The sequence below is a fragment of the Pseudomonas sp. G11 genome (assembly GCF_029457515.1).
Classification (GTDB): Bacteria; Pseudomonadota; Gammaproteobacteria; order Pseudomonadales; family Pseudomonadaceae; genus Aquipseudomonas; species Aquipseudomonas gorinensis.
In genome coordinates this window covers 4,067,835-4,085,172 of the sequence record NZ_CP120377.1, presented here as the reverse complement: position 1 = coordinate 4,085,172, position 17,338 = coordinate 4,067,835, and the positions used below count along the sequence as shown (strand labels likewise).

Below are 17,338 nucleotides of genomic sequence, written 5' to 3'. Positions count from 1 at the left end.
CGAAAATAATCCCAGGGGCAAACCGCCGGCTTATACCCAGCGGCGGAACAGCACGCTGGCATTCACGCCACCAAAGCCGAAGCCGTTGGACAGCGCGTATTCAATCGCCATTGGCCGCGCATCTCCGCGCACCATGTCCAACCCGGCGGCCAGTTCATCCGGGTTTTCCAGGTTGAGGGTCACCGGGGCTACCTGATCGCGCAGGGCAAGCACGGTGAAGATGGCCTCGATGCCGCCCGCAGCCCCCAGCAAGTGGCCGGTGGCGGACTTGGTCGAGCTGATTGCCAGGCGGCCACCGTCACCGAACACGGTCCTGATGGCTGCCAATTCGCCTTTATCGCCCACCGGCGTCGAGGTGGCGTGGGCATTCAGGTACTGCACCTCGGACGCCTCGATGCCCGCCTGACGCAGCGCCTGGGTCATCGCCCGGCGCGCGCCGTCACCGTCTTCCGGGCCAGCCGTCATGTGGTACGCATCGGCACTGGTGCCGTAGCCCACCAGTTCGGCAATCGGCTGGGCACCGCGTGCAAGGGCGTGTTCCAGCTCTTCGATCACCAGGAGGCCGGCGCCTTCGCCCATGACAAAGCCGTCGCGTGCCTGATCGAACGGGCGCGAGGCGCGCTCGGGGGCGTCGTTGAAGTCGCTGGACAAGGCCCGTGCCGCCGCAAAGCCGGCCAGGCTGACCCGGTGGATCGCCGCTTCGGCTCCCCCGCACACTGCCACGTCCACTTCGCCCGCACGGATCATCCGCGCGGCGTCGCCAATGGCCTGCACACCCGCCGCACAGGCAGTGACCGGTGCGCCCAACGGGCCTTTCAAGCCATAGTTGATCGACACATGCCCGGCGGCCATGTTGCTCAGGAACGATGGGATGGTGAACGGCGACAAGCGTCGCGGCCCCTTGCTGTCGGTGGTACGTACCGCCTCCGCGATGGCCGGAAAGCCGCCGACGCCCGAGGCGATGATGGTTGCGGTGCGTTCCTGCTCCTGCACGGTCTTCGGTGCCCAGCCGGCCTGCTTCAACGCTTCATCGGCGGCCGCCAGTGCGAACAGGATAAAACGATCCATCTTGCGCTGCTCTTTTGCAGCCAACAGGCGATCAGGATCGAACCCGGCTTCGGGGTCCTGCAACACACTCTGCACTTGGCCGCCGATGCTGATGGCCAGGTCGCCGATCAGGTCTTCAGGCAGGCGACGAATGCCCGACTGCCCGTTCAACAGGCGTTTCCAGGTTGACTCCACGTCAGCGCCCAACGGTGTCAGCGCACCCATGCCTGTCACAACGATACGTTTACTCATGATCAATCGACTCCGGTTGCATTGAGGGTTAAGACCCTATGGACGTCACTATCATGATGAAAGTAACATGGCGTCACACAACTTTGCACCGGCCCCTAGGAACCTTTATGCAACGCAAGTCCCTGACCCGCGACGAATGCCCCATCGCCCGCAGCCTCGACCGGGTAGGGGAGTGGTGGAGCATTTTGATCATGCGCGACGCGCTGCAGGGGCTGCGCCGCTTCGATGAGTTTTCGCGCAGCTTGGGCATCGCTCCCAACATGCTCACGCGCCGCCTGACTGCGTTGGTGGAGGCGGGGATGTTGGAACGCAGGGCCTACAGCGAGCGGCCGCCGCGCTACGAATATGTACCGACCGCCAAGGGTGAGGATTTCCGCATGGTGCTGATGTCGCTGGTGGCGTGGGGCAACCGGCATTACGCCGAAGAGGGCACCAGTGTCGAGTTGGTCGAGCGGGACACCGGGCGACCGCTACAGCCTATGCTGGCGAGCGCCGAGGGCCACATCGTGCCCTTGGATCGCTGTGTGTTGCAGGCCGGCCCGGCGGCCAGCACCGGCATGCGTGAGCGGTTGGCTTCGCTCGCCGCAAAGCCTTGAATCATGCCGGCTCGCGCAAAAAACTTGACGTCAGAAAATAATCATTTTTGCGCGGTTAAGTCGCGTATTTCCCAGCCGATAGCGAATGAAGACATAGGTTTTTTCCGCACGGCTGAGGTACGTCATGTTCAACACAACGCTCAAAACCGAACTGGCGGCCAGGACGGCCGAAGTCACCGAGTTCAAAGGACTGATCAGCGCCCTGGAACGCTCCATGGCAGTGGTCGAATTCGACCTCAACGGCAAGGTACTGCGTGCCAACGACAACTTTCTGAAAACCCTGGGTTACAGCCGCGACCAGTTGGCGGGGAAATCCCACCGTGACTTTTGCTTGCCAGCGCTGACCAACAGCCCGGCCTACAGCCAGTTCTGGGGTGAGCTCAAGGCCGGTAAGTTCGTGTCGGGCACTTTTAAGCGGGTGGATGCCCACGGCAAGACCGTCTGGCTGGAAGCCAGCTACAACCCGGTGCTGGATGAGCGTGGCCAAGTGCTGAAAGTGGTCAAGTACGCCCTGGATGTCACGAGCAAAGTCGAACAGGAGGCGGCGACCCGCAGCAAACTGGCCGCAGTGGACCGGGCAATGGCAGTGATCGAGTTCGACTTGAACGGTCAGGTACTGGACGCCAACGAGAACTTTCTGCACGTCATGGGCTATACGCTGGCCGAAATCAAAGGCAAACACCACCGCCTGTTTTGCGAGCCCAGCCTGATCAACAGCAGCGAGTACACCGATTTCTGGCGCCGCTTGAACAACGGTGAATTCTTCACTGGGCAATTCAAGCGCCTCGGCAAGCATGGCCGTGTCGCGTGGCTGGAGGCCAGTTACAACCCGGTCTACGACGGCGACGGCACACTGGTCAAGATCGTCAAGTTTGCCAGTGACATCACTGAACGGGTGGAGAAGTTCGAGGAAGACTCGCGTGGCGCTTCCCGTGCCTACCATATCTCGTCCGAAACCGAACGCTTCGCCGAGCACGGTACCCAGGTGATCCACGACACGGCCACGGAAATGCGCCGGATTGCCGAGCACATTGGTGCCTCGGCGCGACTGGTGGGGCAACTGGGCGATCGTTCCGAGCAGATCACCGCTATCGTCAACACCATTCGCGGCATCGCCGACCAGACCAACCTGCTGGCGCTCAACGCCGCCATCGAGGCGGCACGGGCCGGCGACCAGGGCCGCGGGTTTGCCGTGGTGGCCGACGAGGTCAGGCAGCTGGCGGGACGCACCAGCCGCTCCACGGCGGAGATCGCCGAGATGATCGGCATGATCCTGTCGGAGACCCGAGATGCAGTCACCAGCATGAATGCCACCCAGGAAGGCGCGCAGCGTGGGGTCAGCCTGGCTGACCAGGCGGGTTCGGTGATCCTGCAGATCCGCACCAGCACCAGTGACGCGGTGAAAGCCGTGAGTATGTTTGCGTCCAAGATGGATGAGTCGGAAGTGATTCCGAAAACAGCGGTCGGCTGGGTGGGTTAGCCGCTGTGCGCCGGCCAGCGATGACGCTGGCCGGCGCGCAGCCGCCGCTTACAACAGGGTGAACGGGTAGTCGACGATCAGCCGCAGTTCGTTCAAGTTGCCGTCACCTTGGTCGGCATTCGACGCCACGATGGCATCGCGCACGCGCAGCGACAGGTTTTTCGCCGGGCCGCTCTGGACGACGTATTTGGCTTCCACATCTGTTTCGTGGTGCGCGCCATCGGCACCGTAATCACCGGCATAGGCGCTGTTGGCCGGCGTGTGGGTGCCATCGATGTCCGAACCGTTGATGTAGCGGGCCATGAAGCTCAAGCCCGGCACGCCGTAGCTGGCCAGGTTCAGGTCATAGCGAATCCCCCAGGATTGCTCGCCTGGGCCGTTGAAGTCACCCCATTGCACCGAGTTGGCCAGGTACACCGAATCGCCGCCTTCACCCGCGCCGTTGTTGCCGGTACCGATGTAATCGAACGGCGTGTCGCCATGCACTTTCTGGAACGACAGCGTCAGGGTATGGGCCGTCAGGAACGAATAGGCCGCCGCCAGCGAATAGGTGGTGTTGTTGATCGCTCCGGCCTTGGCGCTGCCCGTATCGAGGGTGCGATACAGGTTGCCATCCAACGCCAGCGACTGGTCATGCCCCAACGGCAGCACATAGTTGAGGTTGGTGTAGTACTGGCGCCAGATATCTTCCAGTTCACCGGCATACACGGTTGCACTCAGCGACGGGCTGAAGGTGTATTTGCCACCGACAAAGCTCGCACTGGAAGCCGGCACGTTGGCGTAGGTGGCGTAGATGTCGTGGTCATGGTTGCTGGTCATGCCACTGTTGGTGCTGGTGAAGTGCCCGGCCTCCAGGTCCAGCCCCGCGATTTCACTGCTGGTCAGGTCAAAGCCGGTGGCCGTCTGCGGTAACAGGCGAGTGCCACCGGTGGCGAAGACGGGCGCGGTGGGTTGCATGTCGCCGAATTTCAGTTGGGTCTTGGATATTTTCACCTTCACCGCAGCCCCCACGGAACCATAGGCGTCTTCCGGATCGCCGTGGCGGTCGGTCGGCAAGTTACCGGTACCGGCATCCTGGTGCGTGGCGTCCAGTTTCAACCCGCCAAAGGCGTAGGCATCCACGCCAAAACCAATGGTGCCCTGGGTGAAGCCCGAGGCGTAATTGAGCATGGCGCCTTGAGTCCAGTCCCGGTTGTCGGCCCGGCCACCTTCGCGGTTGCGGTTCATGTAGTAATTGCGCAACAGCCCGGTGACGCTGCTGCCGTCGATAAAACCTTTGGCGTCGGCCTGGTCCGTCACGGACTCGGCGAGGGCCACCTGGCTGATACTGGCGCATATCGCCAGTGTTAACAGGCTCCACTGTTTGACCATGTTATTTACTTCCCCGAAATGATTGACGCGCACAGAAACACCGCACTTTTTACAGGGCGCATGAAGTTTTATTGGGCAGATGTTTCAGGTAAGAGAGACTGGTTTTTATTGTGCTCGACGTGTTTGTCGAAGCCGATTCTAAGCACAGTTTCCGCGGCCTGCAGCCGGCATTTGATTAAACTCGATTAATTAAACTTCACGTTTTTTAATCGGTCATGGGTGTAGCGTTGAAGCTGTCTTAGCCGCTCTGCTTCGACAAAAACCTTTGGTTGCCGCCGTAGTCGCTACGGCGGATTTTTTCTGTGCTTGGTTGGTCGATAAGTTCTGCGGCCTTTATGTCGGGCAGCTCGCTGCCAAGTTCAAGGCGCAGGTTTTTTAGCCGACGGGGGGCAAGTCTTCAGCGCTCAAATCAAACGCCCTCGGCGCAAAGCCGAATTGTTCACGCGCCGCTGAATGATCAAAGGTCAGGTCCTGGCTCATGCGCTGCGCCATGGCGCTTGAAAGGTGGCGATAACGCGGCAGGCAGCGTGCGAGCGCGATCACCTGGCGCAATAGCCAGGCCGGAACGTTGAGCGTCCGTTCCGGCCGCCCTACGGCCTGGAACACTCGCCTGACCATGGCGTGGTAGGGCAAGGTTTGTGCGCCTGACAGGTTGTAGCTGCCACTTGGCCAGCCCCTGGTTTCCAGGGCGGCAACGCACACCTGGACAATATCGTCACAGTGGACCGGTTGACGCAGGCCCACGCTGTTACCGATCAACGGGAAGAAACCGTAGCGCTGAATGAACCGGGCTATCTCGCAAATGCTTTTGTCCTTCCCATGCCCGTAGATCAGGGTCGGGCGTAGAACAGCCCACTGCGTGTTGTGTTCGTCCGCCCACTGCTGCAAGCGCTGCTCGGCATCGACCAGGCGTTGCGCCAGGGCACGCTCGCGAGGATCAGGCGAGGCTTGCTTGGTAAAGCGACTTGTCGAAGACAGGACCACGACGCACTTTACGTGAGCGCTGGCCAAACGCTCCAGGTAGTCAGGTAACACCCAGGCCGGGGCCAGCGAAACAAACGCGTCCAGGCATAGCTCCGGCCAGGTCTCGGCCGGCAGCCAGGTCACGTGTTCCTGGCAGAGTCTGCCGCCTTGACGGCTGAACGCGACGACCTGATGGCCTTCCCGCGCCAGGGCCCGCAACAGATGCTCACCGAGGAAGCTGGAGCCACCGAGCAGGCCGATGCGCACCTCATTGCTCCCTGAGGCGGTTGTTCAACGCCGCCAGACACCGGGTGAACGCGTGACGCCCGACCATCAGGCCGAATCGAAACCAGACGCCAATCACCACGAACACCCACAAGAACACTGAATATTGCCGGCGGAAGAATTTGCGGTAAAACCGCAGGATTCCACGGTGCTTGTGCCACTCCACAAAATACGGACGGTTCCGACTGCAGCCTCCGAACACATGCGTCACCTGGGCATCCGGTACAAACAGGACGTTCCAGCCACCATGGTGAAAACGCATGCACCAGTCCAGGTCTTCGCAGTGCAGAAAATAGTCTTCGTCCCATAAACCAATGTGTTCGATCGCCTCGCGCTTGACCAACATGCACGCCCCGGAAATGGCTTCGACAGCAATGGGTTGCGGGGGCAGGGCTTCCTGATGCAGCAGGAAGTCGGAAAACAGCGCTGGCCAGAACCTGGCCAGACGCGACAGCCCGAACGCCCGCATGAATGCGCGCCTGGGCGTGGGAAATACGCGTCGGCCACCGGCCTGCTCAGTACCATCGAGATTGCACAGCAGGCCGCCTACCGCACCTATGTCGGCCGCCCCGTGCAAGGCCGTCAGCAAGCGCTCGATGGCTTGCGGAGCAATAACCGTGTCCGGGTTCAGGAACAGCAGGTTGGGTGCACTTGCAAGCCGTGCGCCCTGGTTACAGGCAACGGCGAAGCCCAGGTTCGCGTCGTTACGAATGATGTGCAGGGCATCGCCCACCGCACAGGTGCTCAGCAACCTGGCCAGGCTGTCATCATGGGAGTGGTTATCCACCACGATGACTCGGGTTGCACCGGCGTCAAGCACCGACTTCACACATGCCTGCAATAGGGCCCCCGCGTTGTAATTGACGATGATCACATCGCATTCGCGCGTTGGCGGCGCGTTGGCCTGCGTATCGAAAACCTGTACTTCCTGTACTTCCAACGGTGTCACTCCCTGTTCGTCCCGTCTGGTTATCGATTCACGTACACGCCCGGTCGCTCAAGGTATCGCCACGGAAAATCGAGTCGTCCAGGAGTTTTCGTGGCGAAACCTGCGCGTGTATGCATCTGATTCATTGAAGTTCAGCGCCTTGTCCATGGCCTGCCGGATGTCCCCGGGCCCCTCCACGAGAAAAGTGCCCGGGCACGTCCCTCGGTGGGCCATCTCGCCAAATACCGTACTGATCACTGGCAGGCCAAGCGCCCGATATTCGTAGTACTTGATCGGGTCGACATACCGTGTCAGCGCGTCGCAGGTGAAGGGAATCAACCCGACATCGAACGCCGCCATGGCTTTCAAGGCGTCCTCGTGGGATACCTCGCCACTCAAGTGGATGTTGCCGGGCAGACCAGCAGGCACAGGGGTGTGCAGCGGGCCGACCAGGCGTATGTCGGCATGCGGAAACGCCTCGGCGAGGGCAATCACGACATCCCAGGCAAACCACTTGGCGATGGTGCCGACGTAGCCCAGGACGGGTGTATTCCCTCGGCCTGCATGCGAATGCTGGCGGCTGGGCAGGCGCTCGATGGCGCAGGCATTGCCGAGCAGCTTGACGTTGTCCGAGCAGGCCAGCATTTGCGTCAGCAGCGCCGAGGAAGAAGCCAGTACCGTGGACACCGATTGAGCCGTGTGGCGTTGGCGGCGTTCCATGGCCCGGCGTGACAGCCCTGTATAGAACTCGGAAAAATTATCCATGGCATCGTAAAAGCTGGCTTCGAAAACAGGCTCCTGCAGCAGTCTCGACGCCAGGTGCGAAGGCTTGCCAATTCCCAGCACCGTGGGCTGTTGCGCAAACTCCCGCGCTTTCACAATCAGCGATTGCCAGAGCGGGCGGTTGATCCAGCCTGAGCCAGGCATCGGCTCGATTGGCAAGGCGCGAGGCTCGAGCACGGTCAACCATGCCGGCAAGGGCGCCTGTGCGACGGCAGGTGCAGGCCGCAGCCTTCTGAAATCGCTGAGTGTGGGAAAACGCGTGGGGTAGGGGTCTATCCAAAGGACGGGGGCGCCGGTTTTTTCATGGAAGCAGCGCACCAGTTCATGGGGTCGCTGGCTGAAGCTATGCCAGCGCATCGGTGAGAGATAGATCAGGCGCATGTGGAGAAATGCGCCGTCAATACCTGCACGATCCGTTCTGCGGCCATGCCATCCCCATAGGGGGATTGATCCTTGATCATGCTCGAGTAGAGCCCCTCGTCGTCGAGCAGATGCTGCACTGCCTGGACGATATCGGCAGTTTGGGTACCCACCAGCTTCACCATGCCATGCTCTATGGCTTCCTGGCGTTCGGTCTCGTTGCGCAACACCAGCACGGGCACGCCCAGGGCCGGCGCCTCTTCCTGGATGCCGCCCGAATCGCTGAGTACCAGGAAGGCGCTCTTCATGACGCGAATAAAGTGGTGGTAGCCCAGGGACGGGCAAAGCTCGATCCGTGGATGTCCTCCCAGCGCCGCCTCGACAGGCACTTTGACGCTGGGGTTCGGATGCACCGGGAAAATCACGCGCAAATCTTCATTGCGGTCGACCAGGTGGCGAATCGCGGTACAGATGTCGAGCAGGGGCGCGCCGAAGCTCTCCCGGCGATGCAAGGTCACCAGCAGGCGGCGTTCACCGTCGAGGGCGCCCTCGGTCGGTTCGTCACCCCGGCGAAGGCTCTGGTGCAGCGCGTCGATCACGGTATTGCCCGTGAGGTGGATGGCCTGGGGGGCAATGCCTTCGCCCAACAAATTGCCGCGAGCCCTAGGGGTCGGTGCGAAGTGCCATTTGGCAATGCGGCTGGTGACTGTCCGGTTCAGTTCCTCAGGAAACGGATTGCCCAGATCGCCAGTGCGTAACCCGGCTTCCACGTGGCCAAAAGGAACCTGCTGGTAGAAACACGACAGGGCGGTGGCGAATACCGTCGAGGTATCGCCCTGTGCTAGCACGGCATCCGGACGCCACTCCAGCAGCAGTCGCTCGACCTGCGTCAGCAGGCGGCAGGTGAGGGCACTGAGCGACTGTTGGGGCTGCATCAGGTCCAGGTCCAGGTCGGGCTCGATATTGAACTCGCGCAATGCCTGGTCCATCAGTTCGCGGTGTTGCGCGGTGGCGACGACGTGGCAGGCGAACTGGGGCGAACGCTTGAGGGCATGGATGACCGGGGCCATCTTGATGACTTCCGGTCGCGTGCCCACTACTACAACTATCTTGCTTACGGGCATGTCGTTATCCATAACGGTGGGGTATCCAGGTGCCCCATTTTTTCTCGTAGATCGCTTTGTTCCGATCAAACAGGGCCTGGCGTTGGTCAATATCCATAAGGTTGAAGCTCGCCGACAGGTGATGGTGGATAAACACATCCCGAGCACAGGCATTGAAAAAACCCGCTTGCTCGACGCGCCGGCAGTAGTCGTCGTCTTCGAAGAAGCCACAGCCGAACGCTTCGTCCAGCGGTCCCACTTGAGCATAGGTGCTGCGTCGCAACATCACACAGAAAAAAGCCAGGGTCGACAGTACGAACCACTCTCCCAGGTGCCTGTAGGTATACCCGCAGGCCCGATCAGGCATGTCTGCCAGTGAGTACGTAAGATCGATCTTGGCCTGGTTGCCGATATTGTTGGTGACGGGGCCGACCAGGCCGATACCGGGGTTGCGGTCCAGATGCCTGCGCAGGGTGTCTGCCCAGCCTGGGGTCACCTGGGTATCGTTGTTGAGCAGTACGAAGTAGTCCCCGGTAGCCACTGCCAGCCCCTGATTGTTGGCGGCGGCAAAACCACGGTTGTCGGCATTGAGGATGACGACCTGTCCATTGGCCTTGGCCCACTGATCGAGAAACGCCGGTGTGCTATCGCTGGAGCCGTTGTCGACCACAATGATTTCCAGCGCGGCGGCCTGGGCATTGGCGGTCAGGCTGGCCAGGCATGCCTGGGTCAGGGCCAGATTGTTGTAGGTCACCACAATCACACTGATCTCGCGCGGCACGTGCTGGGGTTCGGTGACGCTGAGCAAGGCGTCACGGCGCTGTTCCCAGGATTGGGCGGCGGCGAACGCCTGGCGCGCCGCACGGTGTTCGTCAGGTGGTTCGGCCAGCGCGTGGGCAATACCGTCGATAAATTCAGCCGGGTTTTGGGCCCGACGTATCAGCGCGCCAAACTGGTGGGTTTCTGGCAAATCGATGGCCACCACCGGCTTGCCGGCGCTGAGGTATTCGTAGACTTTCACCGGGTTGGTCGCCAGGGTCAACGGTATGACCTGGAACGGCAGGAGGCACACGTCCATCGCATACAAGTAGCTGGGGAGGGTGCTGTAGCTGACCTCGCCAGTGAATTGCACATTGGGATGGTGGCGCAGCTTATGCCGGGCGTTGGTGGTGTCCTCACCGACCAGGAGCACCAGGTGGTGCGCAAAGGCATCGGCAATGGCTGAAACCAGTTCGGTATCGAACCATTCGGCAATCGCGCCGTAATAGCCGATGATCTTGCGCCCTTGCGGGTCGTTGAACAGCGAGACGGGGCGCCTTGAAAAAAAACCGAAGTCCGCCGCGTTTCGAATCACCGTGCGCTGCGCGGAGGGCGTCTGCCCCCATTGCTGGGCGAGCCGGTCGGAAGTGAACACGGTTGCCTGGGCCTCCAGCACCAACTGCTGCTCAAGCTTCAGAATGCCGGCATCGGTGTTGCTGAAACCTTGGTGATGATCGATGCAGTCATAGACCATGCGGCTATTCGGCGCGGCCTTGGCCACGTCCAGCCAGAAAGGGTGGTGCACGATCCCGACCACCGCGCGGGGCCGGGTACACAGCAAGAGTTCGCCCAACCCATAGCGCAGCTGCGCCACCTGGATCGATGAGGGGACCGTGGAGTAAATGGAAGGCGGGTCGCTCAGGTGCAATTGGACTTCGAACAGGTTCCCCCTCTCATTGAGCGGATAGATGGAGAAACCCGGCTGATTCGAGGCCTTGAGCGTGCTGGAGACATAAAACACCCGCCGCCCACTGGCACTCAGTACCTGGGCGAGTTGTTGCGGCCGCTGATGGCGGAAGCTCCAGTCGATCACCCCCCAGATGATGTAGTCCGGGTACTGGGTGTCGGCGAGCAGTTGCAACTGCTTGACCGGGGGTGTTTCGCGCACCTGCGGCCACTGGCTTAACCGACGCACCGGCCGGAACCAGGCGCCACGGTAGATCACGCTCAGACGCCTGCGCAGCCAAGGGGGCAACGGCAACCCACGCAGCCACGTGAGCAGACCCGTCATCAGCGCTGTCGCCACCTTACGCATACCAACCTGCTCCGCCATGCGTAACGCCTTGGCGATGGGGCGAGTAGTCATGCAGCGGGGTGTCGTCCCCCTCTGGCCACATGGAACTGGTCGAGCCCGGGTGATAGAACGTTACGGTAATACTGCGCCGGGAAACCGGGCTGTCATCGACCACCCGTGACACGGCATGCCAGGAGGTGTCGCTACGCACCAGCACGGCCGAGTTGCCGACCACGGGAGGAATCTGCTCGAAGACGCTGTCGGGGTCCCTGGAACCGAGAATTTGCAGGCAACCGCCGCGCGCCGGGTTCCAGCTGTCATTGAAATAGAGGATATGGGTGACGACCTTGTCTGCCAGGTCCGGATGCGGGCCAAGGTTGGCGCCGGGACCGTAATGGAACAGGTTGACTTCCATGGGCGCGACACTGAGGTCCAGCCCCGTCAATGCGCTCAATGCCTGGCGGTAGGCCGATGAGCGCAGATCCTGCGCCAGTGCCATCCAATGCGGGCTGAGGGCCTGAGGGTTGACCACTTGGCCGGTGGTCATGGCGATCAATTGCCTGGCTTCGTACTCGTAGTCCTTTTCTCCGCCGTAGCCCTTGACCACTTTGAAATGATCGCAGGGGTAGGTCTCGGCCAGTGCCGCGGCGTCCTGCGGGCTGTATAAACCGTCGACCTGGGCCCAACGGAACGGTTGGTGTTGCAGGCGATGACGGGCGATCTTCTCCAGGTTGATCATGACGTGCTCCTTGAAATCAGTCGTTTAAAGCGGTGGTAGGCGCTGCGCCAATCGGGCTGCGTGGCCTGCGCCAACGGGCGCGGGGTTTCCACCGTCGCCTGCTGTGGCCCTTGCATGTTTTCGAGCAGTGCGGGCAGGAATTGCCAGAGGCGGTTGATGACTTCCGGGGCGGCCGCCCGTCGGGAAACGATGAGCCGCGCCACCTGGTCCCAGTGTTCACGCAACTGCTCGACGGCTTGGCAAGTGGCAGCGGAGAGGGGCCGCCTGCCAAGTTGATCGACCAGCCACTGCGGGTCCAACGTCTGGTCATGACGCAGCTGGAAGACCCGCCCGTAGGCAGGCAAGGCCGTGAATTTGCCGACTTCCAGGTCTGCGGAGCAGAAGACCGGCAGGCCGAAAGCGATTGCGCTGATTGCCAGGTGGTAACTGTGGCCCACCACGCCTGCCGAGTGCGCAATCAGTTCGGCCAGCAGCAACGGCGACGGCCAGAACGGTAGGGTGACTGCGCGGTCCAGCGGTGCCCCGAGGGCTGACGGGTGATCGCCCAGGACCGGTCCAATGGGCAGGACCAGTAATTTCACCCCGGCCAACACATCACTGTTGCTGCGCCAAAGCGCGAGAAAGCTCTGCAAGCCTTGGGTGGCGTGTACGACCACGTAGGGGCCTGCCAGGTCGTAGCGCCTGAAAATATCGCGCAATTCAGCCGACGGGGTGTGTACATCCAGTACCTGGGCCAGACCGAAGGCCGTGTCGGGCAGTACCTTGATATCGGCATGCGCGCTCAATGTTTGCAGGGCCTTTTGTGTCAAAGCATCCCGTACCCTGACATGGGGGCTGTGCTCGACAGCAAGCGCCAACAGCGGCCGGCCCCATTCGGGGATTTCATTGCAGTGCATGCCGGGGGCATTCCAGATCAGTGGCACGCCGTTTTGCAACGCCATCAGCGCGGGTACCAGCCAATACCCGGTGGGGTGATGGATAGACGGATCGGGGGGCAGGTAACCGTCGGCGACACACTTGTCGAATCGGATGATAAAGCCACCGCCGATCAGCGTCGCATCCATCTGGTGGGCAAGCGCAGGCAGTTCGGTCAACGAGGTCACGGCATAGGGCCATTTGCGTGCGGACTTCCGGTGATAGGAAAACCGGTGCATATTCACCGCGCCCAGGCGCCGGGCCAGCTCTGCCTCGGCGATGATCGGGAACAACAGGTCGCCGTAGTTCTCCACGTCAAATGTGCCGTGAATCGCTATCTGCCAGACGTTGTCTTTATCGTTATGCACGCGAGTGGTGTCCTTGTTCACTGGGCTGTGGGCTCTGTAGGGGCTATCGCCTCGATACCGAGGTCGACGATGCCGAGAAAATCGCTGTCGAGCGTCAGGGTGTCGAAGGTCAGGAGCGCGACCTGTTTCTCGATCAAGTGAGCGCTTTCCTCGGTATGGCCATTCATGAGTTTCAACGTGATGTGGTACTTGCCGGCGGCAAAGCGCGAGCGGAACCTGGCGGTGAGGTGGGCCTTGCACCAACCGTCACAGGGCTGCTCGAGCACAAGGGCCAGGTTGGCACCGCCAATCACCAGCAAGCGCGGTTCCTGGATGGTGATACTCAGGCTGGGCAGCGTGATCGACTCCCGCACCCGAGCCTCGACCCTCAACTCAATCACTTCATCATGCACAAAGGTGGAGTGCAGGCTGCCGGTGTTGGTGAAGCAGGCGCTCAGAATGCCGCCTTCGTCGGTGCCGAATGCGATGCCGTCCGCCTTGCTCAAATGCACCTTGGGCACGACGGCCACGGTATCCTCGCTGGCGCCGCGGCGCTGCTCATCACGCATATCCAGCAGGTAGCGCTCGGCAACGTCCTCGGGCCGCCCGTTGGCGCGGACTTCGCCGCCACGAAGGTAGAGCGCCCGCTTGCAGAAGCGCTTGACCATGCTCATGTCGTGGGAAACGAACAGTAATGTCGTGCCGCGCTCGGCCAGCACTTCAAGGCGCTGCAAGCACTTGAACTGAAAGGAAGCGTCGCCAACGGCGAGGGCTTCGTCGACGATCAGGATATCGGGGTCCACCCATACGGAGACCGCGAACGCCAGGCGCATGAGCATCCCGCTGGAGTACGTCCGGGTCGGCTGGTCGATAACGTCGCCAATGGCGGCGAAGTGGGTGATTTCGTCGAAACGTTTTTCGACCTCGGCGCGGCTGAGCCCCAATATCGCCCCGTTAAGAAAGACGTTCTCACGCCCCGTGAAATCGGGATTGAACCCGGAGCCCAGCTCAAGCAGCGCAGCAATACGGCCGTGGCACACCACGGATCCGGTGGTCGCGCCGAGCGTCCCGCAGATCAGTTGCAACAGGGTGGATTTACCGCTGCCATTGCGGCCAATGATGCCGATCGTCTCCCCCTTCAGGATGGTCAGGTCGACGTCTTTGACAGCCCATAACGGGCGGTAAAGCGGTTTACCGCCGGGCAACAGCAATTGCTTCAGCCGGTCTCGGGGTTTGTCGTATATCCGGAAGCACTTACCCAAACCTGTTATCTGTACGGCAACCTCAGAGGACATCGGCAAATCCATTTCTCATCCACTGGAAACACTGGAAGCCCACCCACGCCACCGCACACGATGTCACCAGGCTGATCGCCCAGGACTGCGGTTCAATGGGCACACCCCAGAACAGCACGTCGCGCGCCTGCTCGATGAGCATCGCCAGCGGATTGAGCAACAACAGCGAGCGGTACGCTTCAGGCAATACGTTGACCGGGTAGAACACCGCCGACACGAACAACAGGGCGGTGGTGAAGGCACTCACCACTTGACCGACGTCTCGCAGGTACACCCCGAGGCCGGCCAGCAGCCATGAAATACCCATGGAAAACAGTATCAACGGCAACAACACCAGCGGCAGCAACAACGCGGTCACGGGCGGAGTGCCGATCAACAGGAAATGGAACAACAACCAGATGAGCAGGCTCGCCGTCGCGTGCAACAGGACCGAGCCGAGGGACATCCAAGGCAGTATCTCCAGGGGGAATATCACTTTCTTGACGTAGTTGGTGTTATGCAGGATCAAACTGGGCGCGCGCTGCACGCATTCCGCGAAGATGTTGAAGACCAGCAACCCTGCAAACACCAGCAGTGCGAACTCCGTACGCGATCCGCTGCCGCCTTGCCACTGCTGCTTGAACATCACACTGAAAACCAGGGTGTACACCAGCAGCATCAGCAGGGGGTTGAGGAAAGACCACAGCACTCCCAGTACCGAGCCCCGGTAACGGCCGAGCACATCGCGCCTGATCATCGATATCAGCAGCTCACGGTACCTCCATGGGCTGGAAAAAAAACCGCCTGACGCCTTGATCATAGCTGGCAAGTCGTGTCCCTAATATGGCGTGCGTTGTTCGGGGTCATCAAAGGTATGGCCTGGAGAGAGGGCGGTAATCGACTAAAAGTAGTTCATAAAAGGAAATACACAAGATGACGCGCGTAACCGATAGGGAATTCAATGCCGCTCTACCGGTGATGCAGAAACTGCTGTGGGGACACCAGCAAGACCGAGAACGACTGCAAGCGCTCGGGATTAACCTGATTCCGGTTAATTTCTATTCGAATACGCCCTCTATCGCCGAGACGCTGAGCGCCTACGAGTACACGGAGTCAACACCGCCTTATTTGAACTGCGGGATATTCGAGCCGGAAAACCTGCGGGCTGAACTGCTCGAACTGTTGCCTTACTCACAGGACTTCACGCCGGCCCATGCCGGGAATATGGACACCTGTCGTTCGTACTTCTGGGAAAACGGCCAGTTCATGTACAGCGATGCCATGTCTTACTACGCGTATATCCGGCGTATACGCCCGAAGAACATTGTCGAGATCGGCAGTGGCTTTTCCTCGCTGATTGCCTTGGAAGCCTTGGGTCATAACGGCATGGGCCGCTTGCGCTGTATCGAACCGTTTCCGCGTCCCTTCATCACTGCACTCGGCCAGGAGGGCGCGCTGGACCTGCACACACAACGCGCTCAAGACGTGACCGCCGACACCCTGAATGCGATGCTCGAAGACGGCGATATCCTGTTCATCGACTCCACGCATACGGTCAAGACCGGCAGCGATTGTGCGCACATCTACCTGCGCTTATTGCCGCGGATCACGCGCAAAATCACGGTGCATGTCCATGACATCTTCCTGCCGTTCGGCCTGCCGCAGCACTGGGCGATCGATCATCAGATCTATTGGACCGAACAGTATCTGCTGCTTGCGCTGCTGATCGATAACCCGCGGACCAAGCTGCTGTTCGGCAGCGCCTACCACAAGCATTTCAATGACCAACTGCTCACGGAATTGATGCGGGGTCGCTGCGAAAGCGGCGGCGCCAGTTTCTGGTTCGAGTACGACGGGCGCAGTCAGCGTGCCGCCGACACGACGCCCTGAGCCGGCCGCCTATTCAACAGGCCCTTGCAGCCAACTCAAGCGACAGGCATTACCCCCACCTTTCTTGGCCTGATACATCGCGTCGTCCGCCCGCGCCAGCAGCTGTTCGACACACGCGCCATCCGCCGGGTAGCGGCTGATGCCCACGCTGATGTGGGTGCTCACCCGATGGCTGTCGATCATGAACGGCTGGTCGATCGCGGCGATCAGCTTGCCGGCCAACCCTTCGACCTGTTCGGCCTGGTCCATGCCATTGATCAGCACCGCGAACTCGTCGCCACTCAGCCGGCACACCACGTCAGACCGGCGTACGGTCTGGCCGAGGCGTTCGGCCACGGCAATCAACAGTTTGTCGCCGCAGACATGGCCCAACGTGTCATTGACCGATTTGAAATGGTCCACATCGATGAACATCAACGCCAGGGCCCGACGCTGCTTTGCCGCATGCTTGATCGCTTGATCGAGCAGGTTCGTGAACAGGTTGCGGTTAGGCAAGCCGGTGAGGGCGTCGTGGAACGCCAGGTGTTGCATGTAGGCACGCTCTTCGTCCATGACGTTGAAGTTGTGCAGGATGGCGATGAAATGCGTCACCACCCCGTGGGGATCGAGGACCGGGGTAATGACCTGGTTGACCGTACAACTGCCGCCATCCTTGCGGCGCTCGACCATCTCGCCTTGCCAGGTCACGCCGGCGAGGATGGTCATCCACAGTTCTCGATAGAACGTGGTGGTGTGCCGGCCGGAGGTCAACAGGTGAGGGGTTTTCCCCACCAGTTCCGGCTTGGAGTAGCCGCTGAGCAGGCAGAACGCCTTATTGATCCAGACGATGCAACCTGTGCGCTCGGTGATCAATACCGGGTTCGTCGCAGCGTCCAATGCCCTGACCAATACTTGCTGATCTTCGTGGTTCATTGCCCCCTCCGATACCGCCAATGATGCCGTAGGCCCTGAT

At 60.9% G+C, this 17,338-nt stretch carries 15 protein-coding genes; 3 read left to right on the top strand and 12 right to left on the bottom strand.

What is annotated here, in order from left to right; genetic code table 11:
* Nucleotides 1-30: 30 nt before the first annotated feature.
* Nucleotides 31-1,299, bottom strand: coding sequence for a beta-ketoacyl-ACP synthase II (fabF, locus tag P2T68_RS18890; protein ID WP_277378011.1), 1,269 nt, complete (start codon nucleotides 1,297-1,299; stop codon nucleotides 31-33).
* Nucleotides 1,300-1,406: 107 nt separating this feature from the next.
* Between fabF and P2T68_RS18885 the strand changes: the two genes are divergently transcribed.
* Together P2T68_RS18885 and P2T68_RS18880 are read left to right on the top strand one after the other, a co-directional pair.
* Nucleotides 1,407-1,895, top strand: coding sequence for a helix-turn-helix domain-containing protein (locus P2T68_RS18885; RefSeq protein ID WP_024075534.1), 489 nt, complete (start codon nucleotides 1,407-1,409; stop codon nucleotides 1,893-1,895).
* 124 nt (nucleotides 1,896-2,019) lie between these two features.
* Complete coding sequence (locus tag P2T68_RS18880) at nucleotides 2,020-3,375, top strand: PAS domain-containing methyl-accepting chemotaxis protein (protein ID WP_024075533.1); 1,356 nt, start codon at nucleotides 2,020-2,022, stop codon at nucleotides 3,373-3,375.
* Between the two features lie 48 nt (nucleotides 3,376-3,423).
* Here P2T68_RS18880 and P2T68_RS18875 read toward each other — a convergent pair whose 3' ends face one another.
* From P2T68_RS18875 to P2T68_RS18830, 10 genes are all read right to left on the bottom strand, one after another.
* Nucleotides 3,424-4,746 carry an OprD family porin gene (locus tag P2T68_RS18875; protein ID WP_024075532.1) on the bottom strand — a complete coding sequence of 441 codons (1,323 nt, stop codon included), beginning with the start codon at nucleotides 4,744-4,746 and terminating at the stop codon, nucleotides 3,424-3,426.
* Nucleotides 4,747-5,121: 375 nt separating this feature from the next.
* Complete coding sequence (locus P2T68_RS18870; protein ID WP_277378010.1) at nucleotides 5,122-5,976, bottom strand: NAD(P)-dependent oxidoreductase; 855 nt, start codon at nucleotides 5,974-5,976, stop codon at nucleotides 5,122-5,124.
* Between the two features lies 1 nt (nucleotide 5,977).
* A complete protein-coding gene (locus P2T68_RS18865) occupies nucleotides 5,978-6,943 on the bottom strand; it encodes a glycosyltransferase family 2 protein (protein ID WP_277378009.1) in 966 nt (321 codons plus the stop codon).
* A 48-nt stretch (nucleotides 6,944-6,991) separates the two neighbouring features.
* Complete coding sequence (locus tag P2T68_RS18860) at nucleotides 6,992-8,086, bottom strand: glycosyltransferase (RefSeq protein WP_277378008.1); 1,095 nt, start codon at nucleotides 8,084-8,086, stop codon at nucleotides 6,992-6,994.
* Nucleotides 8,077-9,189, bottom strand: a complete 1,113-nt coding sequence (gene wecB / locus P2T68_RS18855) for a UDP-N-acetylglucosamine 2-epimerase (non-hydrolyzing) (RefSeq protein WP_277378007.1) — start codon at nucleotides 9,187-9,189, stop codon at nucleotides 8,077-8,079. The genes P2T68_RS18860 and wecB overlap by 10 nt, the downstream gene beginning before the upstream one ends.
* 4 nt (nucleotides 9,190-9,193) lie before the next feature.
* On the bottom strand, nucleotides 9,194-11,293 hold the full coding sequence (locus tag P2T68_RS18850; protein WP_277378006.1) for a glycosyltransferase: 2,100 nt from the start codon (nucleotides 11,291-11,293) through the stop codon (nucleotides 9,194-9,196).
* A complete protein-coding gene (locus P2T68_RS18845) occupies nucleotides 11,235-11,960 on the bottom strand; it encodes a 2OG-Fe(II) oxygenase (RefSeq protein WP_277378005.1) in 726 nt (241 codons plus the stop codon). The genes P2T68_RS18850 and P2T68_RS18845 overlap by 59 nt, the downstream gene beginning before the upstream one ends.
* Entirely contained in the window at nucleotides 11,957-13,243 is a 1,287-nt protein-coding gene (locus P2T68_RS18840) for a polysaccharide pyruvyl transferase family protein (RefSeq protein WP_277378004.1), read from the bottom strand. The genes P2T68_RS18845 and P2T68_RS18840 overlap by 4 nt, the downstream gene beginning before the upstream one ends.
* Nucleotides 13,244-13,260: 17 nt before the next feature.
* A complete protein-coding gene (locus P2T68_RS18835) occupies nucleotides 13,261-14,517 on the bottom strand; it encodes an ABC transporter ATP-binding protein (protein ID WP_277378003.1) in 1,257 nt (418 codons plus the stop codon).
* Complete coding sequence (locus P2T68_RS18830) at nucleotides 14,507-15,316, bottom strand: ABC transporter permease (RefSeq protein WP_223817893.1); 810 nt, start codon at nucleotides 15,314-15,316, stop codon at nucleotides 14,507-14,509. The genes P2T68_RS18835 and P2T68_RS18830 overlap by 11 nt, the downstream gene beginning before the upstream one ends.
* Before the next feature lie 113 nt (nucleotides 15,317-15,429).
* On the opposite strand from P2T68_RS18830, the gene P2T68_RS18825 reads away from it, so the two are divergent.
* On the top strand, nucleotides 15,430-16,386 hold the full coding sequence (locus P2T68_RS18825) for a class I SAM-dependent methyltransferase (protein WP_069076077.1): 957 nt from the start codon (nucleotides 15,430-15,432) through the stop codon (nucleotides 16,384-16,386).
* 9 nt (nucleotides 16,387-16,395) lie between these two features.
* Here P2T68_RS18825 and P2T68_RS18820 read toward each other — a convergent pair whose 3' ends face one another.
* Nucleotides 16,396-17,298 carry a GGDEF domain-containing protein gene (locus tag P2T68_RS18820; protein WP_024075521.1) on the bottom strand — a complete coding sequence of 301 codons (903 nt, stop codon included), beginning with the start codon at nucleotides 17,296-17,298 and terminating at the stop codon, nucleotides 16,396-16,398.
* Nucleotides 17,299-17,338 lie beyond the last annotated feature (40 nt).